This window comes from Streptococcus hongkongensis (assembly GCF_053206145.1).
In genome coordinates, this window is sequence record NZ_JBRUGD010000006.1 from 107,674 (window position 1) to 131,821 (window position 24,148).

Annotated in this window: 21 protein-coding genes and 2 pseudogenes; 19 read left to right on the forward strand and 4 right to left on the reverse strand. The window is 37.6% G+C overall.

Going from position 1 to position 24,148, the window contains the following annotated elements; all coding sequences use genetic code 11:
* Positions 1 to 239: 239 nt before the first annotated feature.
* The 16 genes from ACVRZD_RS05175 (at position 240) to ACVRZD_RS05250 (ending at position 19,409) form a co-directional block, all read left to right on the forward strand.
* A complete protein-coding gene (locus ACVRZD_RS05175) occupies positions 240 to 3,287 on the forward strand; it encodes a DUF7604 domain-containing protein (RefSeq protein ID WP_447450330.1) in 3,048 nt (1,015 codons plus the stop codon).
* 44 nt (positions 3,288 to 3,331) lie between these two features.
* Positions 3,332 to 4,978 (forward strand): SpaA isopeptide-forming pilin-related protein, encoded by a 1,647-nt coding sequence (locus tag ACVRZD_RS05180; RefSeq protein ID WP_447450331.1) that lies wholly within the window; start codon positions 3,332 to 3,334, stop codon positions 4,976 to 4,978.
* Positions 4,979 to 5,052: 74 nt separating this feature from the next.
* Positions 5,053 to 5,910, forward strand: a complete 858-nt coding sequence (locus ACVRZD_RS05185; protein WP_447450332.1) for a class C sortase — start codon at positions 5,053 to 5,055, stop codon at positions 5,908 to 5,910.
* 215 nt (positions 5,911 to 6,125) lie between these two features.
* Positions 6,126 to 6,329 carry a hypothetical protein gene (locus tag ACVRZD_RS05190; protein WP_230588975.1) on the forward strand — a complete coding sequence of 68 codons (204 nt, stop codon included), beginning with the start codon at positions 6,126 to 6,128 and terminating at the stop codon, positions 6,327 to 6,329.
* 588 nt (positions 6,330 to 6,917) lie between these two features.
* Positions 6,918 to 7,544: a guanylate kinase gene (gene gmk, locus ACVRZD_RS05195; RefSeq protein WP_037627226.1), complete on the forward strand. Its 627-nt coding sequence runs from the start codon at positions 6,918 to 6,920 to the stop codon at positions 7,542 to 7,544.
* 23 nt (positions 7,545 to 7,567) lie between these two features.
* Positions 7,568 to 7,885 (forward strand): DNA-directed RNA polymerase subunit omega, encoded by a 318-nt coding sequence (rpoZ, locus tag ACVRZD_RS05200; RefSeq protein WP_037627228.1) that lies wholly within the window; start codon positions 7,568 to 7,570, stop codon positions 7,883 to 7,885.
* 51 nt (positions 7,886 to 7,936) lie between these two features.
* Positions 7,937 to 10,315 carry a primosomal protein N' gene (locus ACVRZD_RS05205; protein ID WP_037627230.1) on the forward strand — a complete coding sequence of 793 codons (2,379 nt, stop codon included), beginning with the start codon at positions 7,937 to 7,939 and terminating at the stop codon, positions 10,313 to 10,315.
* Between the two features lie 56 nt (positions 10,316 to 10,371).
* Positions 10,372 to 11,307 carry a methionyl-tRNA formyltransferase gene (gene fmt / locus ACVRZD_RS05210; protein WP_037627232.1) on the forward strand — a complete coding sequence of 312 codons (936 nt, stop codon included), beginning with the start codon at positions 10,372 to 10,374 and terminating at the stop codon, positions 11,305 to 11,307.
* Positions 11,297 to 12,619 (forward strand): 16S rRNA (cytosine(967)-C(5))-methyltransferase RsmB, encoded by a 1,323-nt coding sequence (rsmB, locus tag ACVRZD_RS05215; RefSeq protein ID WP_037627257.1) that lies wholly within the window; start codon positions 11,297 to 11,299, stop codon positions 12,617 to 12,619. Before fmt ends, rsmB begins: the two co-directional genes overlap by 11 nt.
* 37 nt (positions 12,620 to 12,656) lie before the next feature.
* Complete coding sequence (locus ACVRZD_RS05220; RefSeq protein ID WP_037627234.1) at positions 12,657 to 13,400, forward strand: Stp1/IreP family PP2C-type Ser/Thr phosphatase; 744 nt, start codon at positions 12,657 to 12,659, stop codon at positions 13,398 to 13,400.
* Positions 13,397 to 15,142 (forward strand): Stk1 family PASTA domain-containing Ser/Thr kinase, encoded by a 1,746-nt coding sequence (gene pknB / locus ACVRZD_RS05225; protein ID WP_037627236.1) that lies wholly within the window; start codon positions 13,397 to 13,399, stop codon positions 15,140 to 15,142. Before ACVRZD_RS05220 ends, pknB begins: the two co-directional genes overlap by 4 nt.
* A gap of 149 nt (positions 15,143 to 15,291) precedes the next feature.
* Entirely contained in the window at positions 15,292 to 15,987 is a 696-nt protein-coding gene (gene liaF, locus ACVRZD_RS05230) for a cell wall-active antibiotics response protein LiaF (RefSeq protein ID WP_037627238.1), read from the forward strand.
* Positions 15,984 to 16,988, forward strand: a complete 1,005-nt coding sequence (locus ACVRZD_RS05235; RefSeq protein WP_037627240.1) for an envelope stress sensor histidine kinase LiaS — start codon at positions 15,984 to 15,986, stop codon at positions 16,986 to 16,988. Before liaF ends, ACVRZD_RS05235 begins: the two co-directional genes overlap by 4 nt.
* Complete coding sequence (locus tag ACVRZD_RS05240) at positions 16,981 to 17,622, forward strand: response regulator transcription factor (RefSeq protein WP_037627242.1); 642 nt, start codon at positions 16,981 to 16,983, stop codon at positions 17,620 to 17,622. Before ACVRZD_RS05235 ends, ACVRZD_RS05240 begins: the two co-directional genes overlap by 8 nt.
* 33 nt (positions 17,623 to 17,655) lie before the next feature.
* Positions 17,656 to 19,056, forward strand: a complete 1,401-nt coding sequence (locus ACVRZD_RS05245) for a bifunctional Cof-type HAD-IIB family hydrolase/peptidylprolyl isomerase (protein WP_447450333.1) — start codon at positions 17,656 to 17,658, stop codon at positions 19,054 to 19,056.
* Positions 19,056 to 19,409 carry a S1 RNA-binding domain-containing protein gene (locus tag ACVRZD_RS05250; protein WP_037627244.1) on the forward strand — a complete coding sequence of 118 codons (354 nt, stop codon included), beginning with the start codon at positions 19,056 to 19,058 and terminating at the stop codon, positions 19,407 to 19,409. Before ACVRZD_RS05245 ends, ACVRZD_RS05250 begins: the two co-directional genes overlap by 1 nt.
* Positions 19,410 to 19,475: 66 nt before the next feature.
* Here the strand turns inward: ACVRZD_RS05250 and cysK are convergent, their stop codons facing one another.
* Both cysK and ACVRZD_RS05260 read right to left on the reverse strand, forming a co-directional pair.
* Positions 19,476 to 20,405, reverse strand: coding sequence for a cysteine synthase A (gene cysK, locus ACVRZD_RS05255; RefSeq protein WP_037627247.1), 930 nt, complete (start codon positions 20,403 to 20,405; stop codon positions 19,476 to 19,478).
* 127 nt (positions 20,406 to 20,532) lie between these two features.
* Positions 20,533 to 21,162 (reverse strand): YigZ family protein, encoded by a 630-nt coding sequence (locus tag ACVRZD_RS05260; RefSeq protein ID WP_037627249.1) that lies wholly within the window; start codon positions 21,160 to 21,162, stop codon positions 20,533 to 20,535.
* 55 nt (positions 21,163 to 21,217) lie between these two features.
* Here ACVRZD_RS05260 and ACVRZD_RS05265 point away from each other — a divergent pair, with 55 nt between their 5' ends.
* The 3 genes from ACVRZD_RS05265 to hpf all read left to right on the forward strand — a co-directional run bounded on the left by ACVRZD_RS05265 (position 21,218) and on the right by hpf (position 23,801).
* A complete protein-coding gene (locus ACVRZD_RS05265) occupies positions 21,218 to 22,516 on the forward strand; it encodes an ATP-dependent helicase ComFA (protein WP_037627251.1) in 1,299 nt (432 codons plus the stop codon).
* Complete coding sequence (locus tag ACVRZD_RS05270) at positions 22,509 to 23,180, forward strand: ComF family protein (RefSeq protein WP_037627252.1); 672 nt, start codon at positions 22,509 to 22,511, stop codon at positions 23,178 to 23,180. The genes ACVRZD_RS05265 and ACVRZD_RS05270 overlap by 8 nt, the downstream gene beginning before the upstream one ends.
* 72 nt (positions 23,181 to 23,252) lie before the next feature.
* Entirely contained in the window at positions 23,253 to 23,801 is a 549-nt protein-coding gene (gene hpf / locus ACVRZD_RS05275) for a ribosome hibernation-promoting factor, HPF/YfiA family (protein ID WP_037627254.1), read from the forward strand.
* A 73-nt stretch (positions 23,802 to 23,874) separates the two neighbouring features.
* Here hpf and ACVRZD_RS05280 read toward each other — a convergent pair.
* Positions 23,875 to 23,982, reverse strand: a pseudogene (locus tag ACVRZD_RS05280) (IS30 family transposase); the annotation flags it as partial.
* A pseudogene (locus tag ACVRZD_RS05285) lies at positions 23,976 to 24,086 on the reverse strand (helix-turn-helix domain-containing protein); the annotation flags it as partial. The pseudogenes ACVRZD_RS05280 and ACVRZD_RS05285, both read right to left, overlap by 7 nt.
* Between the last annotated feature and the right edge of the window lie 62 nt (positions 24,087 to 24,148).

Genomic DNA, 24,148 nt, shown 5'->3' on the forward strand with positions numbered 1-24,148 from the left:
AAAATCTTGGTTAGTAGCATGGATAAAATGATAATGAAATCAGTACAAAATGGTTAAAGCATTTTTGATTTTGTGATATAGTAAAACGAGTGCCTGAACCCAGTGATATGGGAGTTGTCGAAACGTTATTTTGAGAATAAAAAGGTATGAATGAGTAAGAAGGGAGAAAGATTAGTAATAATTTTTTTATGAGAAAAACATTAAGAAAAAAGGTCTGTCACCTCGTTGTTCTTGCGGGGATGCTTGGAGGCCAATTAGGGGCTTTATCACTACCAATTAGCTATGCTGAAACAAATACTAGCATCAGTAACTCTGTTGCTAGTGATAGCAAGCCTGTAGATTCTGTAAAAAAAGACGATAGTGAGAAAACTTCTGATGTAGCTCAAAAAGAGCTAAAATCAAATAGCAGTGAAGAAGCCTCTCCTAGAGCTCAAAAAGAGCTAAAATCAGAAAATAGTGAGTTGAGTCTCTCTATCACGAGTCAGCTAGGATTTCAGTTGGATGACAGCCTTACGGCTTCCCTAAGCAACTCTAAGGAACATCATAGTTACGGTCAAGATATTGCAAAGCTTTCTCGACAATTGAGAAAAGAAGGGCGTTCCCTAGTCGATCTCCGTCTGGTTACAGTGGATGCCAAGACTCAGCAACAAGAAGGATTGGAAACGCGGCTGGACTTTAAGAATGGCTTGGCCTTGAAGGGGCTTTCCACTGGAGATAAGAATGTAAGTTTGGCTGTAGTTTCTAATAACAAGCTCCAACTCGTCAAGGCTACTGTTGAGACAGGAGGGACTAGCCAGATAAAGTCTGTTACTTATAATGCAGATCTGGGTCAACGTATTATTTTTGCCACTACGCGTGAGTTGAGGGAAACAGAAAAATTGGATTTGGGATCTTACGGTCAATTGGTGATTGATGGTGCAGTTAATAAGCGTGACAAGACTGATTCGGCCGACCGTTTGGGCGAGGCTATTACCGTGAACATACTGCTTCCTAAAAAGTCAGCCGTTGAAAGTTCACGGGATTCAGCTGATTTTGACCTTGTTCAGACTATTGACACGCTCTACACATGGGATAATCAGTTTTATGTGACAGATTTTAGTTCGACAGGCTACGAAATTGTGAAAACGGACTATCAGTCTGCCAAGGATTCGGTGCCAAGGCCACTGGATACCCCCTTTGGGGTCTATCAAGCGGAGCCATCATCAAGCGGGGCAAACACGGTGAATCTCTACCTGCGCTCGACTCTTCCCTTGACCCTAAAGCCTATGTTGGCAACGCCTCGGGGGCCGCAGCCGCGTGCCTTTAAAACGAAGGTCAAACGCGCTGCTCAACTTGCTGAGCCTAAAGGAGAACTGGAGCACCATAAGCGTATCGACTATCTGGGTGATGGGCAAAACAACCCTGATACCAGCCTAGATGATGACTCGGCTAATAAACAGGATACCTCAGACCTCTACCGTCTTTATCTGGACATGACCGGCAGCCAACAGGCTCTGGACGTTTTGGTTGTGGTGGATAAGTCTGGCAGTATGAGAGATGGGATTGGAACGGTTGACAAGTATCGTTACTATGGCTACCAGTGGAACTCTTATTATCAGTCTTGGTCTTATTATAATACTCAGGATTATGATACTTTTCAAGGTGACAGTTTTGATCAAGGGTCAATTCGCTATATTTATCAAAGTAAGGTTCAAGTTTCCTCTGGTATTCAACGTGATCAAGCCGTAAAAGATGCTTTATTGGGAGACAATGGGTTATTGCAAAAATTTATCAATATTAATCCTAAAAATAGTTTATCTGTTATTGGTTTTCAGGGTAGTATTGATTATCAGTCCGGGAAGCCTTATCAGAAGCCTAACGGAACCACCGGTTACCAACCTAGTGAAGAGACAAGCCTAGATGCAGATATATTAAAAAGCTGGAGTCAGGATGCGACCCTAGATCCAGATTTATTAACGGGATTAGATCGCAATGGTACCAATTACCATGCTGCCTTATTAAAGGCTGATCAGATGTTGCAACAGGTGGTTGGTAACGGCCGGCGTAAAATCATGGTCTTTATTAGTGATGGGGTACCGACCTTCCACTTCGGGCCAGATCATTACCGTGAGGGGAATGGTACCTTATTGGGAGATAACGTACTCAACTCTCAAGCAGGTACAAAGCTTGCCATTGATGCCTTTAAGCAGAAATACCCGGACTTGACGACTTATGCTTTAGGGGTTTCCAAAGATATTAATAGTGAGTCAGCTAGTTCTAGTCCCGTGGTCTTGAAATACTTATCAGGTGAAGACCGTTACCATGGTATTTCAGATACAAATGAACTAGAGAACACCTTAAATAAGATTATTGAAGACAGTAAGGCGTCTCAACTTGAAATATCAGATACCCTGAGTCAGTATGTTAATTATTATGAGCAACAGCCAGATGTGCTAGTGACCAGAACCTCAAAAGAAACGACGGTCAAAGAGGTTCTCTATCAGGACAATCAAGTCACAGAAGCAGGAAAAAACATCATTGATAAGGTCACCTTTACGCCTAAAACAACTGTTCAGCCATCAGGCAAGGTGACAGTAAGCTTCAAGTCCGACCATAAGGTCGATGACAAATACACCTATACCCTGTCCTTCAATGTTAAGGCCTCAGACAAGGCCTACGAAGACTACAAGGATCAAAAGGGCGTCTATGCGACAAAGGGTGAGGCAGACACTGACCATGCAGGAAATCAGACCAGCTCGGGCAAGGGTGGTTTCTATGCCAATCAGGAGGCTTCGGTGAATTACAAGGCTGATGGCCGTGACCACAAGTTGCCTTACAAACACCCTGTCATTCAGGTGAAGCCCCTACCCATCACCTTTACCAAGGTAGATGCGACGGATTCCAGCAAGCTTTTGGAAGGCGTTGCCTTTGAATTACGCAAGGCTGACAAGAAAACCGTTTGGGAAAAGGGGACAACGGACGCCAAAGGCAAGCTGACCTTTTCCTATCTTCAAAAGGGGAAAACCTATTACCTTTACGAAACCAAAGCCCGGCTTGGCTATACCCTACCGGAAAACCCATGGGAAGTAACCGTTGCCAAGGACGGCAAGCTAAGGGTGAGCCACCCGATTGAAGGCGAAGTGGCGCCTACGGCTGGTGCTTATCAGATTAAGAATCATAAGCTTTATCAGCTACCCTCGTCTGGGGGAAGGGGAAGCCAATTCTTCTTGCTCGTTGGGAGCTTGCTGATGACGGTTACCTTCTTATTGTATAGACGTCGCTTGAAACTTAAAGGGACAAGATGCTAAAACAAAATAACAATCACTTAGTTTATGAACGAAGGAGAGAGAAAGTGTTAACAAGAATAAAACGAATCCTGGTAGTCTGCTTGACTATCCTAGCCTCGGTGGGCCTGAGCGCGGCACCGGTATCGGCCGTCTCTAAAACAGACACCGCTGAATTGAAAATTACTAATATTGAAGGAAATCCAAAAGAGGTCAAGCTGTATAAGATTGCTTCAGGCGAATACAACGATGTAGGAGACTCCTTTGTAAAATTTAAATATGCTGATGGTGTAAAACTGACCGAAACTGGTCCAACCACTGCGGAAATTCAAAAGATTGCTCAAGGTCTCATTGACGGAACAATCACATCACTGGAAACGCAGACTATGAACTTATCCGGTACTGAAGCAACTAAAACTGTAACAGGTGCTGGTGTGTATATCGCTTTGATTTCTGGCTCAGTAACTCATACGTTCAATCCAATCTTATTAGCAGCTTCATATGATGGTGAAAATCCATTGAATGCTAAACCGATTTCTGCAAAATCAAGCTATCTGTTTGGGGAAACTGCTGTAGCTAAATCTTCAGAGCCAAGTATTAAAAAGGAAATTACTGGTGGTACGATAGCAGACGGTGAAAAAGCTACTGCTGGCCTTGGTGATAGGGTCGATTACAAACTTTCTGTCGTGTTGCCGAGCTATTCAACTGCCGCCATCAACAAAACGGTTTTTGTATCAGATATACTTTCGGATGGTTTGACTTTTGATTATACTTCATTAACTGTCTCTTGGAAAGGGCAAACTTTAAAGGCAAATGCATCTGGTGAATTTACCAATAGTGCCGGAAAGGTCATCGGTAAAGCGCATAATGTTGGCAATGGTTTCAATCTTGCCTTCAATTATGACAACCTTGAAACAATAGCTCCAACCATTGCTTATAGTGGAACTGTGAATGACAATGCTAAAGTAGGTTCTATAGGGAATGCTAATACTGCAGAATATTTCTATACTAATAATCCTAACAATGGTAAAACTTACGATAATCCAAATACAAAACCAGATCCTCAAACTGATGAAAGTATTACCAGAAAAGAGGATTCAAAAACAGTTTACACGTATCAATTGGCTTTCAAAAAAATTGATTCTCAGACGAAGGCACCATTGAAAGATGCAGTCTTTGGTATCTACTCAGATGCAAGTGCAAAAAACCTTATTGATATTGTAACGACTAATCAAGATGGTTATGCAATTTCAACTAAGGTTGGTAAAGGGACATACTATATCAAAGAAATTACCAGTCCAAAAGGCTACTCGTTGAATACACAAGTATATGCTGTGGAAGCTAGTTGGAGTACAGCAACTACAGAAACTTCAGCATCTTCAACTCGTAGTACTTATACCTCAACTGATAATGGACAAGGTCAAGTGGGGTGGTTAAAAAATAATGTATTTTATGCAATGAACAAATTCCAAGGAACAGAAGAGGGCGTAACGAAAGCTTACCTTAATTCTACAACTACCACTCCAACGGGAACTACTGTAACTGAGAAAAATACAGCTGGTTTGGGGACAATTCTAATTGCCGATATTCCCAACACAAAATTGGGTGAGCTGCCGTCAACTGGTAGTATCGGAACTTACCTGTTTACTGCTTTAGGGTTGGCTGTTATGGCAGGCGCTATTGGCATTTATGTGGTGAAAAGACGTAAGGCATAAGCCTAACTGACCAGACGAGCAAAAGGATTGAGACTGTCTAGCTACAGTCTCCTTTTTAAGGACAGGGAGATATTGTGACAGAAAAACTAAAAAATCTTGGTCTACTCTTCTTATTTTTAGTGGGTACTGGCATCTTTCTTTACCCTAAGTTTAGTAGCCAGTGGAATGCTTACCGTGATGGCCAATTGGTGTCCTCTTACCAGCGACAAGTCAGCCAAACAAAGCCTTCAGAGACAGACCGTATTTGGCAAAAGGCAGAGGCCTACAATAAGAAACTCGGTATCCAGCCCGTGCCAGACGCCTTTTCATTTCGAGAGGGGGTTGAGGACAAGGTCTATGAAAGCTTGCTGGGAATGGAAAAAGATGGCATGATGGGGCATGTGGAGGTTCCTGCTATTGGAATCAATCTGCCCATCTATCACTACACCAGAGATGCTATCTTATCAAAGGGGGCGGGTCATTTATTTGGCAGCGCCCTACCGGTTGGTGGTCAAGGGACGCATGCTGTTGTTTCTGCCCATAGAGGCCTTCCCTCGGCAGAGATGTTTACCAATTTAAACTTGGTAAAAAAAGGGGACATCTTTTATTTTCGTGTCCTCAACCGAACCTTGGCCTATCAGGTGGACCAAATCGCCACAGTTGAGCCAGACCAAGTGTCTCTCCTTTCTGGAGAAGTTGGCAAGGATTATGCCACTTTGGTGACTTGCACGCCCTATGGGGTCAACACCAAACGCCTGTTGGTCAGAGGGCATAGGATCCCTTATAACCACAAGCACTACCAAAAAGCCCACCAAGCCGCAAAGGGTGTGGACAAGGCTAGACTGTGGATTGAGCTACTGTGTGCCCTGATTGGCATAGTTGTCGCCCTTATCCTTGTCACCCTCTATGCCACCCTAACCAAAAGAAGAGGCAAACCATCACCCAAGGCGTGAGCCTCACTTATACCTATCAGCCCTGTTCTCTATGCCCTGATTCATGTGGCTTTGGAGATTGCAGGGCTTATGGATAAGCTATCAGGTGACGCTTGGATAAAAGTGAGCTATATTAGAGAGACTAGAACTAGCTTGATGGAAGAAGCACGCCGATGCTTGAGCAGATCAATGAATCACAAGGCGAAGGGAGACAATGATGGGGGTGGTATGCGTATATGGTAAGGGCCGGTGAACATGCAAAAGGTGATGGCGATTTATGGTTTAGCTATCTCTACAAGGTTATTCAAGACGATGGCATAGCTCTCTCTGTAGAAGATGTTGAACGCTTAGTAAAAACCGCCACCCTAAGCCCTTTTCAAAAGATTACCTTGCAAGCTGCCTTGACTGATGGCGCACATACACGTGAACACGTCTTATAGGCCAATCGAAAAAGCAAGCCCAAGGACATTTTAAAGTTCTTGAGAGAGGGAAATTATGGATAAGCCATCAATGCATTCAAACTATATTAACAAACAATTTCATGGAGAAGTCGTTTTTTAGGCTCTTTTCTACAATCAAAAAGCTCTATAATCTCTATAGTGGTTTTGCCCACTACATAAATTATAGAGCCTTTTTTTATTTAGCCAAAGGTGAGACCCGATACAGCGCTGACAGTTTTAATCTTCAGAATTTTAAGACGCTGTTTATTAAAATTAATGCTATGAAAATAATGAACTGATAAAGATATTATTCTAAAATTGTCAGTTACTGCCCTTCTTTGTGAAATAGTAATTAGAATGCTCAACACAGTAGTATTGGGTCAATTACAATCATAACTCATGGAGGATAGAAAATTGTATCCAAGATTGTTTAAAACGATGTTAGTAACATCTGCCAGATTGAAAACATAGTCTCTAGAAATTCATTTTTCTAAGCCTTTTTTGTTTTCTTAACTTAAGTGAATATTGGCTTGAAAATCACGCTTTATCGTGATAAACTATTAGAAAGCAATTATTAAGGAGAATATAATGTCCGAACGTGGTTTGTTGATCGTCTTTTCTGGACCATCTGGAGTTGGGAAAGGGACGGTTAGACAAGAGATTTTCTCAACGCCCGATCATAAATTTGAATATTCAGTTTCAATGACCACACGTGCACAAAGACCTGGTGAGGTTGATGGTGTGGATTATTATTTCCGTACTCGTGAAGAATTTGAAGAATTAATTAAGAATGGTCAAATGTTAGAGTATGCAGAGTATGTTGGTAACTATTATGGAACACCACTCAGCTATGTTAACCAAACGCTTGACAAAGGTATTGATGTTTTCTTGGAAATTGAAGTACAAGGAGCGCTACAGGTGAAGTCAAAAGTACCAGATGGTGTTTTTATTTTCTTAACACCTCCTGATTTAGAAGAATTAGAAGACCGTTTAGTTGGTCGAGGAACAGATAGTCAGGAAGTCATTGCTAAACGAATTGAACGTGCCCGAGAAGAAATTGCTTTAATGAGAGAGTATGACTATGCAGTTGTTAATGATCAAGTACCATTAGCTGCTGAACGTGTCAAACGAATTATTGAAACAGAGCATTTCAGAGTAGAGCGCGTCATCGGTCGCTACGATAAAATGATTACAAATACAAAACCGATTCGCTGATAAATAGAAAAGAGTTAATTCCTATGATGTTAAAACCTTCAATTGATACTTTACTTGATAAAGTACCATCAAAATATTCACTTGTTATTTTACAAGCAAAACGTGCACATGAACTTGAAGCAGGCGCTAAAGCAACTCAAGGCTTCAAGTCTGTAAAATCAACTTTACAAGCTTTAGAAGAAATCGAATCTGGAAATGTTGTTATCCATCCAGACCCTTCAGCAAAACGTGCAGCAGTAAGAGCTAAAATTGAAGCTGAGCGTATTGCAAAAGAAGAAGAAGAACGTAAGATAAAAGAACAAATTGCCAAAGAAAAAGAAGAAGAAGGAGAAAAAATCTAAGGTTGATAAATCTTAGTTTTTTTCATTTAACTTGTAAGGAAAGGAGAAGAGATGAAAGTAGCACAGATTATTGTTGATGTTCCATTAATGCAAACAGATAAACCCTTTACTTATGCCATTCCAGAACAATATGATGGTCTCGTTGAACTTGGGTCACGGGTTCATGTGCCATTTGGAAGAAGTAATCGTCTCTTACAAGGATTTGTCATAGGTTTTGGTGAAGCTGAAGGTGACTATAAAGAAATCATTGACTTATTAGATGCTGAACCAGTTCTTAATCAGGAGCAATTACATTTGGCAGATTCTTTAAGAAAAACAGTCTTTTCCTATAAAATCACCCTTTTGAAAGCGATGCTTCCTAATCTTCTTAACTCTCATTATGATAAAGAATTGCATGTTACCGAACACCTTGCCACAGAGGAACGCGAAAAAATTTTTGGTAAAAAAACTAGTGTCCTAATGTCGCAACTGGCATCTACTCAGGAAGCACTTGCATTGAAAGCAATAAAAAATGGTCAGATAGAACTAACTTATCTGGCCAAAGATAAAAAAACAGTTAAACAAATCTCCTATTACAAAGTTAATTGTCAAGCTTTACGTGATTCAGAAATTTCTACGCGCGCAAAAAAGAAATTACAACTTAAAGATTTTCTTTTGATGAATTCAAGAGATGGTAAATTAAGTGACTTGAGAAAGGACTTCTCAAGTGATGTCGTAAACTATTTTATCACTAATCAATTAATTGATATCTATGAAGAAGCTGTAAATCGAAGTGATGCTTATTTTGATAAGGTAGAGTCTTCAGAATTTCTTAAATTAAATCCGCAACAAGATGCTGCTGTTAAGCAAATCACCCAAGCAATAGGACAGGATTCCAAACCATTTTTGATTGAGGGAGTTACAGGATCTGGTAAAACAGAAGTCTATTTGCATACGATTGATTTTGTTTTGAAGATGGGAAAGACAGCAATTGTTCTTGTCCCTGAGATTTCTTTGACGCCACAAATGACAAATCGATTTATTTCACGTTTTGGAAAGCTGGTTGCTATTATGCACTCAGGTTTATCCGATGGGGAAAAATTTGATGAGTGGAAAAAGATTAAAACAGGTCAAGCCAGAGTAGTTGTTGGTGCTCGCTCAGCTATTTTCGCACCCTTAGAAAACATTGGTGCCATCATTATAGATGAGGAACATGAAGCTACCTATAAGCAAGAGTCAAATCCTCGCTATCATGCACGTGATGTCGCGCTTTTAAGGGCCAAATCTCATCAAGCTGTTTTGGTAATGGGATCAGCAACACCAAGCATTGAAAGTCGTGCTAGGGCTAGTAAAGACTTGTATCATTTTATTGAATTGACCCAAAGAGCAAATCCATTAGCTAGAATACCAGAGGTGGAAATTGTTGATTTCAGAGATTATATTGGAAAGCAATCATTAAGTAATTACACTCCCTATTTACTTGATATGATTAAAGATAGGCTTCAAAAAAAGGAACAGGTTGTTCTTATGTTGAACAGACGAGGTTATTCTAGTTTTATCATGTGTCGGGATTGTGGCTATGTCGATGGCTGTCCCAATTGTGATATTTCATTAACCTTGCATATGGATACTAAAAGTATGAATTGTCATTATTGTGGCTATCAAAAAGACATCCCGAGAACTTGTCCTAATTGTCAAAGTAAGAGTATTCGCTATTACGGTACAGGGACGCAAAAGGCTTATGATGAATTACTTGAAGCAATTCCAGAAGCGCACATTCTTAGGATGGATGTGGATACGACCCGAAAAAAAGGTAGTCATGAAAAAATATTAGCGCAGTTTGGCGATCATGAAGCAGATATCTTACTTGGAACGCAAATGATAGCTAAAGGGTTAGATTTTCCAAATGTAACCCTTGTTGGAGTCTTAAATGCTGATACGTCATTGAACTTGCCAGATTTTAGGTCATCTGAGAAAACCTTCCAATTATTGACACAAGTTGCAGGTCGAGCAGGTCGAGCCGATAAACCCGGTCAAGTACTGATTCAGACTTATAATCCCAATCATTATGCTATTCAGATGGCCAAAAATCAGGATTACGAAGCCTTTTATGCTTATGAAATGGGAATACGCCAAAAAATGGCTTACCCACCCTATTATTTTACAGTTGGAATCACTTTATCAATGAAGGACGAACAGGCTCTAGTCAAAAAAGCCTATCAAGTAATGTCTATTTTAAAAGATAATTTATCTGACAAAATTAAAATTTTAGGACCAACACCCAAACCGGTTGCTCGAACACATAATTTATATCACTATCAAATTATTTTGAAGTATCGTTTTGAGGATAAACTAGAAGAAACGTTAAATGTAATTCTTGATTGGACACAAGAAAAAGAGAATAAAGACTTAAAAGTAATTATTGACCAAGAACCTCAACATTTCATGTAAACTAATGTTAGAAAGATAACCTCTATATATTAAAAGGAGGTAGTAAGGTAGAAAAAATGACAAAAATACTCTTTATGGGAACGCCACAATTTTCGGCCACAGTATTAGAAGGCTTGTTAAAAGATGGTAAATATACAATTTTGGCCGTTGTAACTCAACCTGATCGTGCTGTTGGGCGAAAAAAAGAAATTAAAATGACACCGGTAAAGGAAGTTGCTTTAGCCAACCAATTACCTGTTTATCAACCTGAAAAATTATCTGGATCAAAGGAACTAGAAGATATTATGGCATTGGGTGCAGATGGTATTATTACAGCAGCCTTTGGTCAATTTTTACCAAGCAAATTATTAGACTCAGTAGACTTTGCTTTAAATGTTCATGCTTCTTTATTACCAAAATATCGGGGTGGAGCGCCAATTCACTATGCCATTATTAATGGCGAAAAAGAAGCAGGTGTGACCATCATGGAAATGGTTAAAGAAATGGATGCCGGAGATATGGTTTCAAAAGCAAGTACAGAAATAACAGAGTCTGACAATGTTGGTACCATGTTTGATAAATTAGCCATTATTGGCCGTGATTTATTACTTGAAAGCTTACCAGGTTACTTATCTGGTGATTTGCAACCAACTCCTCAGGATCATTCCCAAGCGACATTTTCACCAAACATTTCTTCAGAACAAGAAAAAGTTGATTGGACAAAATCTGCGTTTGATGTCTTTAATCAAGTTCGTGGCATGAATCCTTGGCCGATTGCTCATACATACCTATCAGGGCAACGCTTTAAGTTATACGAGGTTGAAGTGGTAGAAGGTCAGGGACAACCAGGCCAAATTATTGCTAAAAGTAAGAAAAGTCTGGTTGTAGCGGCGGGAGACCAAGCTGTCGCATTAAAATTAGTACAACCTGCTGGCAAACCTAAAATGGCAATTTCAGACTTTTTAAATGGACTGGGACGTGAACTAGAAGTGGGTGATCAATTTGGCCAATGATTGGAAAAAATTAGCAAGAGGAAAAGCACTAATTGTCTTGGAAGACATCTTTGACAATGAAGCCTACTCAAATCTCGCCTTAAATAACCAATTGACAAACCATGCTTTATCTGCTAAAGACAAGGGATTGATAACAGAAATTGTTTATGGGACGTTGTCACGAAAGATGACATTAGAATGGTATCTGGCTCACTTTATTGAAGATCGTGACAAGATTGAGAAGTGGGTTTACTATTTATTAATGCTCAGTCTATATCAACTACTCTATTTAGATAAGGTACCAGCGCATGCTATTGTTAACGATGCTGTTAGTATTGCTAAAAATAGAGGGAATAAACGTGGTGCTGAGAAATATGTGAATGCCATCTTACGTCTATTAAGTGAGAATGAGATGCCGGCTATTGAAGCAATTAAAAGAAAGAACAAACGCTATTCTGTTCAGTATTCTATGCCAACCTGGATGGTCAAAAAATTGATTGATCAACTTGGTGAAGCGCGCGCAGTGGCCGTTATGGAGAGTCTCTTCATTCCTAGCAAGGCTAGTATTCGGGTGACCAAAAAAGAATACTATGATGAGTTGAAAGAATCATTAGACGCAAAAGCATCACTTCTTTCTCCTGTGGGCTTAATAAAATCCTCCGGCCATTTTGCTTCAAGTCAAGCCTTTATAGATGGTCTAGTGACTATTCAGGATGAGTCAAGTCAGCTAGTGGCTCCAACGTTAGAGATTAAAGAAGATGATCAAATACTTGATGCCTGCAGCGCTCCTGGAGGAAAAACAGTTCATATGGCATCTTATTTATCAACTGGAAAAGTAACTGCTTTGGACATTTATGACCATAAACTTGAATTAGTTAAAGAAAACGCCAAAAGATTAGGGTTAAGTGAACGTGTTAAAACTGAAGTGTTAGATGCCAGGAAAGTTCATGAACGTTTTTCAGCTGATTCTTTTGATAAGATTCTTGTTGACGCACCTTGTTCTGGAATTGGCTTAATTCGTCGCAAACCAGATATTAAATACACCAAAAATGTACAAGACTCTCAGTCATTACAGGCAATTCAATTAGAGATATTGTCTAGTGTTTGTCAAACGGTACGTAAAGGTGGTATAATAACCTATAGCACTTGCACGATTTTCGATGAGGAAAACTTTCAAGTTATTGAAAAATTCTTGCAAAGTCATCCAAATTTTGAACAAGTAAAACTAAACCATACACAAGCAGATATCGTAAAAGATGGTTGTATAGTCATTACACCAGAACAGTATCAAACTGACGGATTCTTTATTGGACAAGTCAAACGTATCTTGTAGTATTTAGGAGGAAACTGACTCTGTCAGACGGACACATATGAAAATTTCATTAATTACTGATATTGGGCAAAAACGCTCAAATAATCAAGACTTTATCAATAAATTTGATAATAAAAAAGGAATTACCTTAGTTATCTTAGCTGACGGTATGGGTGGTCATCGTGCAGGTAATATTGCCAGTGAAATGACTGTAACCGACCTTGGCAAAGAATGGGTTCAAACTGAATTTACAGAACTAAATCAAATCAGAGATTGGTTACTTGAAACGATTGAAACTGAAAATCAACGTGTTTATCAAATGGGACAAACTGAGGACTATAAGGGAATGGGAACAACAGTAGAAGCAGTTGTTTTGGTTGATAATAGTGCCATTTTTGCTCATGTTGGGGACTCTCGAATCGGCTTAGTTCAAGATGGTCAATATAAACTGCTAACTAGTGATCATTCATTGGTTAATGAATTAGTCAAAGCTGGACAAATTTCAGAAGAAGAAGCGGCTATTCATCCACAAAAAAATATTATTACCCAGTCTATTGGGCAAGCCAATCCTTTAGAAGTTGATTTAGGAATAAAAGTTTTAGACAAAAATGATTACCTCGTTATCAACTCGGATGGTCTGACCAATATGGTGACGAATGATGAAATCGTAGAGATACTTTCTCGTAGTATTTCTCTTGATGAGAAGAATACTGCCTTAGTTGCTTTAGCAAATGAAAGAGGCGGACTAGATAATATCACGATTGCTTTGGTTCATAACGAAAGTGAGGATGAGGAATTATGATACAGATTGGCAAGTTATTTGCTGGTCGTTATCGTATCCTGAAGTCTATTGGCCGCGGTGGAATGGCTGATGTTTATTTAGCTAATGATTTGATTTTAGATAATGAAGATGTTGCAATTAAAGTTTTGCGGACTAATTATCAAACAGATCAGGTTGCTGTAGCGCGTTTTCAAAGGGAAGCGCGGGCTATGGCTGAACTAAATCATCCAAACATCGTAGCAATTAGAGATATTGGAGAAGAGGACGGACAGCAGTTCTTAGTAATGGAATATGTTGATGGATATGATCTTAAAAGGTATATTCAAGAAAATGCCCCGATTGCTAATGATCTTGTTGTAAGAATTATGGAAGAAGTTTTATCTGCTATGACGCTTGCCCACCAAAAAGGCATTGTACATAGAGATTTAAAACCTCAAAATATCTTATTAACAAAAGATGGTGTTGTAAAAGTTACTGACTTTGGTATTGCTGTTGCGTTTGCAGAAACAAGCTTAACGCAGACAAATTCAATGCTAGGTAGTGTCCATTATTTATCGCCAGAGCAAGCAAGAGGTTCAAAAGCAACAGTTCAAAGTGATATCTATGCAATGGGGATTATGCTCTTTGAAATGTTAACGGGTCACATCCCATATGATGGAGATAGTGCTGTAACGATTGCGTTGCAACATTTCCAAAAACCACTTCCATCAATTATTGAAGAGAATAAGAACGTGCCTCAGGCTCTTGAAAACGTTGTTATCAAAGCGACAGCTAAGCGGTTGAGTGACCGTTATGCCACAACATTTGATATGAGTAGAGATTTAATGACTGCTCTGAGCTATAATCGTAGTCGTGAACGCAAGTTGGTTTTCAATGATGTAGAGAGCACAAGACCTCTACCTAAAGTAACCCCAACGCCAGTTACACAAGTTAAATCGACAGTTTCGCCACAGCAGGTTGCTCCAGACAACATGGAGGATAAGGGCGTGCCTGTCATCGGTAAAAAACCAAAGAAAAAACGGGGCCGTTTTTTAGGAACATTACTGAAGATTTTCTTTGCACTTTTTGTTGTTTTAGTAGCGATTTTCGCCTATTTAATTCTAACCAAGCCATCTACCATAAAAGTGCCAGATGTTAATGGTGTCACCTTAAGTGTGGCAAAGAAAGAATTAACTGATTCGGGACTTCAAGTTGGACAAATTTATAAGGAAGAAAGTAAAACCGTCGAATCTGGAAAAGTGATAAGAACGAATCCAGAAGCTGGAACACAACGACGAAATGGTGCCCAGGTTGACCTTTTTGTATCAACTGGAAAACCTAAAGTTAAGAAGAAGAAACCTAAAAATGAAAAAGAACCGATGCCGATTTTGACAAACTTAACATATGGGGAAGCTGTGAAGAAATTAACTGATTTAGGTATTGTTTCAAATCGAATTGTAGCTTATTATCCAGATGTCAATTCAAGTACCGGTTATAGTAAGGTACATAATCCGAAATCGACATTAATTATCAGTGCTCAATTTCCGTATGCTGGTGAAGATATCATTGTGTCAGATAGTAGCGAAATTGCACTTTACCTCTATCCGGATGCAGAAAATTCGACTGATCAGTCTTCGTCATCTTCATCTAGTTCAAGTGAAACAAACACTAACACAAGCTCGGGAAGTTCTTCAAGTTCAGATGCAACAAGTGGTTCAAGTAGTAGCTCAAGTACAGCTACGACTGATTCCACTACTTCAAATGCCTCTATGGGAACGCCTTAAAATAATCAGCATCCACAGTACAAATGATTAGACTTCTATCGAAGTCTCTGAGTACAAGTGGTATGCTGTTTTTTGTTTTTGGTTTCTAAGACTTTAAGATGAATTTTCAGTTAAAATTTGATAAAATGTCAAATGATGGAAGGAGTCCAATGAAAAAATTTCAGTTCTTTTTATTAGTCGAATGTATCTTATTAGCTATGGGGATATTGACTATTTTAGAAAATGATGTGACGAGTTTTATTTTTATATTAGTTATCATTCTTTTAGCTTTACGGTTTTATAATCAAGACAATAGAAATAATTTTTTGCTGACAGTTGGCTTATTGTTGCTATTTCTTATTTTTATGTTAAATCCATATATCATTTTAGCTATTCTGATAGCAATAGTTTATGTTGTGATTAATCATTTTTCACAGGTGAAAAAGAAAAATAGATTTGCATTAATTCGCTTTGGTCAAGAAAATATCGCCGTTAGAAAAACTAAACATCAATGGATTGGCGCTGCCACTTATGATAGTGATTATTATGCCTTTGATGATATCAATATTATTAGGATAAGTGGTAGTGACACAATTGACTTATCAAATGTTATTGTTCAAGGCGGAAATAATATTATCCTTATTCGAAAGATCTATGGACCGACAAAAATTATTGTACCTATAGACGTTGCGGTTACAATTGATGTTAGCTCTATTTATGGCAGTATTAATTTTTTTAGTTGTCAAGAATATGATTTACGAAATGAATCTATTAAGTTAGGCTATGACAGTGCCAGTGACAGTTTGAAAAAGGTCAAAATAGTTGTTAACACCTTAGCTGGAGCAGTGGAGGTGAAAAGACAATGAACAAACGTTACTATTTTCTAGTTTGGTTATACTCAAGTATTACAGTGCTTTCCATAGTAGTTGTGGTTATGAATAATTTAGGATTGACCATAAATGATTTGACAGTTGATTTATGGAAAACAGAACGTCTCTTGTTTTCAATCTTACTTTTAATTGTTTCCGTCACTTTGCTTCTTCTCTTATTATGGATTATTTTAGATGATAATAGTAAAAGAGGAACAAACCAAAACTTACGTCGAATATTAAATAATCAGTCAATCACACTAGAAGAAAATTCTGAAATTAACATTAATTTGATTCGTTTGTCGAAAAAGATGGCTCATATGACTGCGAGTTTACAAAAAAAAGAAAGTGCCTACCTTTTAGACAGCCAAAAAATTGTGCAACGTGAAAGAAAGCGAATTGCTAGGGACTTGCATGACACAGTGAGTCAAGAATTATTTGCGTCGTCTATGATATTGTCAGGGGTTTCCATGAGTTTGGATGATTTAGAAAAAGATGAACTGCAAACACAAATTGTAACAGTGGAAGCGATGCTGCAGAATGCACAAAAGGATTTACGTGTCTTGCTACTCCATTTAAGACCAACAGAGTTAGCCAATAGAACCTTAACTGAAGGCTTTCACATGATTTTAAAAGAGTTAACAGATAAAAGTGATATTGAAGTCATTTATAAAGAAAATATCAGTAAGCTACCGAAATCAATGGAAGATAATTTGTTTAGGATTGCTCAAGAATTTATTAGCAATACCTTAAAACATGCTAAAGCAAGTCGTTTAGAAGTCTACTTAAATCAATCAAAAAATGAAGTCCAATTAAAAATGGTTGACAATGGTGTTGGCTTTGACATGGATGATGCGAGAGAGTTAAGTTATGGTTTAAAAAATATAGAAGACCGAGTAGATGATCTTGCAGGTACTATTCATTTAATTAGTCAAAAAGGTAAAGGGGTCACCATGGATATTCGATTACCACTGGTATTGGAGGAAGATAATGGATAAAACACGTGTCATTTTAGTAGATGATCATGAGATGGTTCGATTAGGGTTAAAGAGTTTTCTTAATATGCAAAAGGATATCGAGGTTGTCGGTGAAGCTTCAAATGGCCGACAAGGGATTGACTTAGCTTTGGACCTGAGACCAGACGTCTTAGTGATGGATTTGGTAATGCCAGAAATGGGTGGTGTAGAAGCCACACTGGAAATATTAGAGCAATGGAAAGAGGCTAAAGTTCTCGTATTAACATCATACTTAGATAATGAAAAAATTTATCCAGTTATTGATGCTGGAGCAAAAGGCTATATGCTAAAAACATCTAGTGCAGCAGAAATTTTAAATGCTATTCGAAAAGTTGCAAAAGAGCAGTTGGCAATTGAAACAAAAGTTGATAAGAAAATTAAGGAACATGATAAAAATCCTGATTTGCACGAAGAATTGACAGCTCGCGAATTTGATATTTTGTATCTGTTAGCAAAAGGATATGATAATCAGACGATTGCTGATGAATTATTTATATCTTTGAAAACGGTCAAAACCCATGTCTCAAATATCCTTTCTAAACTAGAAGTGGATGACCGAACGCAGGCAGTTGTTTATGCCTTCCAACACCATATAGTGCCACAAGACGATAATTAATGATATAATAGATGCACTGTATGGGAGGATAACATGGATGCAAAATTAAAATATAAAGCAAAGAAAATAAAGATGGTTTTCTTTGATATTGATGATACCTTACGAATAAAAGATACTGGCTTTATGCCAAGTTCGATTGAGAAAGTTTTTAAAGGATTAAAAGCAAAAGGTATTATTACAGGTATAGCTTCAGGAAGAGCGCGTTACGGTGTGCCTGAAGAAGTTCAAAATCTGGATGCAGATTACTGTGTTAAATTAAATGGTGCTTATGCTAAAGATAATAAAAAAAATATTATTTTCCAAGCACCAATTCCTGATGAAGTTGTCGTGAGATACAAAGAATGGGCAGATGCTTCAGGTATTCACTATGGTATGGCTGGTCGCCATGAAGCGGTACTTTCTGATCGGAATGATTTGATTAATAATGCTATTGATAATGTCTATGCCAACTTAGAAGTCGTACCAGATTATAATGAGAAGCATGATGTTTATCAAATGTGGACATTTGAAGACCAAGGTGATGCCTTACAATTACCTGAAGATTTAGCTGAACATCTACGTCTGGTAAGATGGCATGATAACTCATCAGATGTTGTATTAAAAAATACTTCAAAAGCATTAGGTGTCTCTAAAGTTGTAGAACATCTAGGTTTAAAACCAGAAAATATTCTAGTTTTCGGTGATGAATTAAATGATTTAGAATTATTTGATTATGCTGGAATCAGTATTGCAATGGGAGTATCACATCCACTTGTTCAGGAAAAAGCTGATTTTATCACAAAAAAAGTAGAGGAAGATGGCATTCAATATGCCTTAGAGGAGTTAGGATTGTTAGAAAAAGAATTAGAATTTCCACAGTTGGGACTTGAATCACATCAAGGTCCAAAAGCAACTATTAAAACAAATCATGGTGATATGGTACTTGCCTTATTCCCAGAGCAAGCACCAAAAACAGTAGCCAACTTTATTGGACTAGCTAAAGAAGGTTATTATGATGGCATTATTTTCCACCGTATTATTCCTGAATTTATGATTCAAGGTGGCGACCCAACTGGTACAGGCATGGGTGGTCAGTCAATCTATGGTGATAGTTTTGAAGATGAATTTTCAGACGAATTGTACAATCTTCGTGGAGCCCTTTCAATGGCCAATGCCGGACCAAATACCAATGGTAGTCAGTTTTTCATTGTTCAAAATTCAAGTATTCCATATGCTCAAAAAGAACTCGAGCGTGGTGGTTGGCCAAAAGAAATTGCATCTTCTTACTTTAAAAATGGTGGAACACCACACTTAGATCGTCGTCACACTGTATTTGGACAACTGATGGATGCGGAGTCATTTGCTGTGCTTGATAAGATTGCTTCAGTCGAAACTGGTGCCCAAGATAAACCAAAAGAAGATGTTGTTATCGAAACAATTGAGGTTGTGGATTAATGAAAATTGGCGACAAATTGCATGGTAAAATTACTGGTATTAAACCTTATGGTGCCTTTGTTGCCCTAAAAGATGGGACAACAGGTCTCATTCATATTTCAGAAATAAAAAGTGGTTTTATTGATGATATCAATGATATATTATCAAAAGGACAAGAAGTCTTGGTACAAGTTGTTGATGTTGATGAATTTACAAAAAAAGCGAGTTTGTCACTGCGGACTTTAGAGGAAGAAAAGCATACCATTACTCATCGGCATAGATTTACAAATAGTCGGTTGACCATTGGTTTTCAGCCTTTAGAAAAAGCTTTGCCCAAATGGATTGATGAAGGCCTTAAAAATTTCAAACAATAGTAAAACCCCTTCCCAAATTATTTGGGAAGGGGTTTTACTGTGTCAATTAGGAGTGAACGCTATTTTTTAGTTATCAAATTGATAGAGTTCGGTAGATAGGTAACGTTCGCCGTTATCTGGGAGTATGGCAAGAACTTTTTTACCTTTACCTAATTGTTTGGCAACTTCAATAGCGGCGTAGATTGCAGCTCCTGAAGAAATTCCAACTAAGAAGCCTTCTTTGCTACCAATTGAACGTCCAGTGCCTAGTGCATTTTCAGAAGTAACACGAATAATGTCATCGTAAGATTTAGTATCAAGGGTTTCAGGAATAAATCCTGCTGAAATACCTTGAATTTTATGTGGACCTGGTTTTTCTCCAGAAAGTATAGCTGATTCATCTGATTCAACGGCATATACTTTTATTTCAGGAAATTTAGCTTTTAGAGTATTAGAGACACCGGACACTGTGCCCCCTGTACCTACACCAGCAACAAAAGCATCCAAGCCGATTTCTTGGAAAGCGTCCAAGATTTCTTGCCCTGTTGTCTCTTGATGTACTTTTGGATTGGCAGGGTTACTGAACTGCATAGGAACCCAAGCATTGATTTCGGCTGCTAATTCTTTTGCTTTAGCAATTGCGCCATTCATTCCTTGGTCAGCAGGCGTAAGGACTAGTTGAGCCCCGTATGCTTTGATGATTTGACGTCTTTCAATACTCATTGTCTCAGGCATTACAATAATAACATTATAGCCTTTTGCTGCTCCCACCCAAGCTAAACCGATTCCAGTGTTTCCACTAGTTGGTTCAATGATAGTATCACCAGGTTTAATCTTGCTCTCTTTTTCAGCATCCTCAATCATTGACAGAGCAATTCTATCTTTAACAGATGATCCAGGATTAAAGGATTCGATTTTAACATAAACGTCCGCAGCATCTTCAGGTACTAAATTATTTAATTTTAAAATTGGTGTTTGACCAATGAGTTCTGTGATATTTGTATATATCTTTGTCATATGACAGTCTCCTTTTTGGAATATAAATAGTGATGATATAACATAAGTATAGTCACAACTTAAGCAAATGTAAAATAATCAAACTTTATCAAAGCAATAGTTGAAGACTATCATTCCTGTGACATTTCTACAATTTTACAGCGATAATCTGCGAATCAACTTTTTGAAAAGCAATCTTGCCATGATAAAAATCTTGTAAATTATGACAGATTTCGTTTTCTTGCTCTGGGTTGAAATATATGGTTACAAGGACTTGGTCTAAGAAGGAAACATTAGCTTCGCACAGCTGATTCTCTTCTAAAAAATGAGACAATGTCTGATATTGTGCGTAAGTTAAGGTTAAGATAAGCCCATTTTGTACTTTCATTTCGACCAGACCACTGCCTTGGAGAGCTTGAGATGTTGTCGATGAATAAGCGCGGATGAGTCCACCCGTTCCTAGTTTTATACCACCGAAATAACGTGTTACAACGGCTAGGACATTGGTTAAATTTTGCTTTTCTAAAACTGAAAGTATTGGTATCCCTGCTGTACCAGAAGGTTCTCCATCGTCACTTGACCGTTTAATTTCACTTTTTTCACCAATAATCATTGCATGACAAGAATGATTTGCCTTGTAATGCTCTTTTTTTATTTGAGCTAAATAGTGTTTACCTTCTTCTTCAGAATGGATCTTGAAAAGGTGGCAAATAAATCGAGATTTTTTAATGATTTCCTCGAATTGGTAATCATTTTCTATTGTTTTATAACTTTCCATAAGAAAATTTTACAGTAAATAGCTAGTTTTAGCAAAGTTTTTCGAATAAATAAGTATGGGAAAGAATCATTATGGACAAGGTCGGATTTTTACAGAGCAACAGCTGCTGACGTTGGAGCTTGAAAAGGCACATATTAAGCCGACTATGTTTAAAAAAGCGGAAAAAATGTACTGTGGCAGATGCTATCAAGCAATTGATATGTCAAACCTTTTACCAATTGGGAAGTATTATTGCAGAGCTTGCATTGCCTTTGGACGTGTCGAATCTGATTCGTATCTTTATTATTTTGATGCCATCAGTTTTCCAGCAGGTAACTATTTAAGTTGGGTGGGGCAATTAACAGCTTATCAAAAAAGTGTCTCAGATCTTTTGGTATCAAATTATCAAAACGGAAAAAATAGCTTAGTCCATGCTGTAACAGGAGCTGGAAAAACAGAAATGATCTATAAATTGATGGAATTGGTATTAAATAGTGGAGGCTGGGTCTGTTTTTCAAGTCCTCGTGTAGATGTTTGTATTGATATTAAAAATCGTTTGGTTGAGGATTTCGCATGTTCAATTACTATTTTGCATGGTGAATCAGGAGATTACACTCCCAGTCCGATAGTGGTAGCGACAACGCATCAACTCTTAAAATTTTACCAAGCTTTTGATTTATTAATAATTGATGAAATTGATGCCTTTCCATTTGTGGGCAATCACATATTGAACCAAGCAACTCGTTCTTGTCTCAAGGGAGATGGGAAGGTTGTTTGTTTAACGGCAACTTCAACTGCAGAGCTAGAGCAGAAAGTAAAAGATGGACATTATGAAAAAATAAAATTATCAAGACGTTTTCATAATTATCCCTTAGTTGTTCCCAAATTTCAGTTGATTTATGCATTAAGTCAACAAATCAAAAAGTTGAGGTTTCCAAAGGTGCTAAAAAAACTGATAGCAAATCAAAGACAATCAGGTTTTCCCTTACTTATCTTCTATCCAATAATTAATGGTGGAGAAAGTTTTACTGAATTATTGAGAAAATCTTTTCCTGAGGAAAGTATAGCCTTCGTTTCAAGCAAAACCATTGATAGAAAAATACTAATTGAGACATTTAAAAAAAGAGAAATTAACATTTTAGTTACCACAACAATTTTAGAACGAGGTGTAACATTCCCTGAGGTTGATGTGTTTGTTATTCTAGCAAATCATAAATTATTTACAAGTAGTAGTCTGATACAAATCTCTGGGAGAGTTGGAAGGTCAATTAATCGTCCAACGGGGAACTTATTGTTCATTCATGAAGGGATTAGTAAAGCAATGATAAAAGCTAGAAAAGAAATTATAGTAATGAATAAGGAAGCTTATGGCTGAAAAATGTTTACTTTGTAGTGAAATAGTTACACCTCAACTACGTATGTTTGATATTATATTAATGAAAAATGTAGAGAAGTTGATTTGTACTACTTGTCAGTGTCAATTCGAAAAAATAAGATTGGAGCATTGTCAATCATGTTGGAAAAGTGGAACAGAAGTGACGTGTTATGATTGCCGGAGATGGAATGCAAAAGAAGAAGTGGTTTCGCATACAGCAATCTATAAATACAATGAAGCCATGAAAGAATATTTTTCAAAATACAAGTTTCAAGGTGATTTCATTCTGAAAAAAATTTTTTCTCAAGAATTACGAAAACATATTGAGAAGAACTACAAAAATTATACATATCTAGTTGTTCCAGTTAGTAAAAGTAGATATGAAGCGCGTGGTTTTAATCAAGTGGCGTCTATTTTAGATGATGCGGGGCTTAGCTATCTTGATATTCTCCACAAAAAAGAAGGGCAAAGCCAATCTGAAAAAAGTCGAAGTGAGAGACTTGCATCCGATAATCAGTTTGAAATAATTAATTGTCAAAAATTGCCTCAGAAGGTGCTCATTATAGATGATGTCTATACTACAGGGACAACCATATATCAAATAAAGAAATTACTAAAAGAAAAAGGAGTTTCAATTATAAAAAGTACGTCAATAGCAAGGTAAAAACTTGCAAATTTTCATGAAAACGGTATAATATAAGTAAAGAAAGCGCTTAGCGCAGAAAAGAGGTATCTTATGATTAAATTTAGTATACGTGGTGAAAATATTGAAGTTACAGAAGCCATTCGCGACTACGTTGAATCAAAACTGTCAAGAATTGAAAAATATTTTATTGAAGACAATGAAATAGATACTCGTGTGAATTTAAAAGTGTATCGTGAAAAAACTTCAAAAGTCGAAGTTACCATTATATTGGGATCAATGACTCTAAGAGCAGAGGATGTTTCTCAAGACATGTATGGCTCAATTGATTTAGTTGTTGATAAAATTGAACGTCAAATTCGTAAAAATAAAACGAAGATTGCTAAAAAACATCGAGAAAAAGTGCCAACTGGTCAGGTCTTCACAGAAGAATTTGAAGCAGAAGAAGTAGAAGATATTCCAGAAATTCGTATCGTTAGGACAAAAAATGTCACATTGAAACCTATGGATGTTGAAGAAGCACGTTTGCAAATGGAACTCCTTGGTCATGATTTCTTTATCTATACAGATGCAGAAGATGGGGAAACAAATGTATTATATAGACGTGAAGATGGTGATTTAGGATTAATTGAAGCTAAATAGTATGTGATCATTTTATATAATATTAGTAATAAACTATTTCAAAGAGTTCTTTACGCTAAATTTCAAGTGCAAGTTAGCCAGCCAAGAAAAACTCTTTAGGAGATTTGTAACCTAGTATTTTTTTAGGATAGTTGTTTATCCAATTTTCAATGAATGCGACCTGTTTTAGGGTCGCATTCTTGCGACTTCACGATGTGATTTTTCCTCATCAATTACCCAACGTTGTATATTTCTACGATCAGTTAGTGTTAACTGTTTACCTTTTGGTGTATAATAGTTTTGCATCTCAGAGACCTTCCAATTGTTGTTGTGGTAGATTACAATTATATCTCTCTGAGATGTTTTTT

Excerpts from the sequence above, each read along its gene's own strand:
- ACVRZD_RS05175 (WP_447450330.1), top strand. The coding sequence starts at position 240 with ATGCTTGGAGGCCAATTAGGGGCTTTATCACTACCAATTAGCTATGCT.
- ACVRZD_RS05190 (WP_230588975.1), top strand. The coding sequence starts at position 6,126 with ATGGTAAGGGCCGGTGAACATGCAAAAGGTGATGGCGATTTATGGTTT.
- gmk (WP_037627226.1), top strand. The coding sequence starts at position 6,918 with ATGTCCGAACGTGGTTTGTTGATCGTCTTTTCTGGACCATCTGGAGTT.
- rpoZ (WP_037627228.1), top strand. The coding sequence starts at position 7,568 with ATGATGTTAAAACCTTCAATTGATACTTTACTTGATAAAGTACCATCA.
- ACVRZD_RS05205 (WP_037627230.1), top strand. The coding sequence starts at position 7,937 with ATGAAAGTAGCACAGATTATTGTTGATGTTCCATTAATGCAAACAGAT.
- fmt (WP_037627232.1), top strand. The coding sequence starts at position 10,372 with ATGACAAAAATACTCTTTATGGGAACGCCACAATTTTCGGCCACAGTA.
- ACVRZD_RS05220 (WP_037627234.1), top strand. The coding sequence starts at position 12,657 with ATGAAAATTTCATTAATTACTGATATTGGGCAAAAACGCTCAAATAAT.
- pknB (WP_037627236.1), top strand. The coding sequence starts at position 13,397 with ATGATACAGATTGGCAAGTTATTTGCTGGTCGTTATCGTATCCTGAAG.
- liaF (WP_037627238.1), top strand. The coding sequence starts at position 15,292 with ATGAAAAAATTTCAGTTCTTTTTATTAGTCGAATGTATCTTATTAGCT.
- ACVRZD_RS05235 (WP_037627240.1), top strand. The coding sequence starts at position 15,984 with ATGAACAAACGTTACTATTTTCTAGTTTGGTTATACTCAAGTATTACA.
- ACVRZD_RS05240 (WP_037627242.1), top strand. The coding sequence starts at position 16,981 with ATGGATAAAACACGTGTCATTTTAGTAGATGATCATGAGATGGTTCGA.
- ACVRZD_RS05245 (WP_447450333.1), top strand. The coding sequence starts at position 17,656 with ATGGATGCAAAATTAAAATATAAAGCAAAGAAAATAAAGATGGTTTTC.
- ACVRZD_RS05250 (WP_037627244.1), top strand. The coding sequence starts at position 19,056 with ATGAAAATTGGCGACAAATTGCATGGTAAAATTACTGGTATTAAACCT.
- cysK (WP_037627247.1), bottom strand. The coding sequence starts at position 20,405 with ATGACAAAGATATATACAAATATCACAGAACTCATTGGTCAAACACCA.
- ACVRZD_RS05260 (WP_037627249.1), bottom strand. The coding sequence starts at position 21,162 with ATGGAAAGTTATAAAACAATAGAAAATGATTACCAATTCGAGGAAATC.
- ACVRZD_RS05265 (WP_037627251.1), top strand. The coding sequence starts at position 21,218 with ATGGGAAAGAATCATTATGGACAAGGTCGGATTTTTACAGAGCAACAG.
- ACVRZD_RS05270 (WP_037627252.1), top strand. The coding sequence starts at position 22,509 with ATGGCTGAAAAATGTTTACTTTGTAGTGAAATAGTTACACCTCAACTA.
- hpf (WP_037627254.1), top strand. The coding sequence starts at position 23,253 with ATGATTAAATTTAGTATACGTGGTGAAAATATTGAAGTTACAGAAGCC.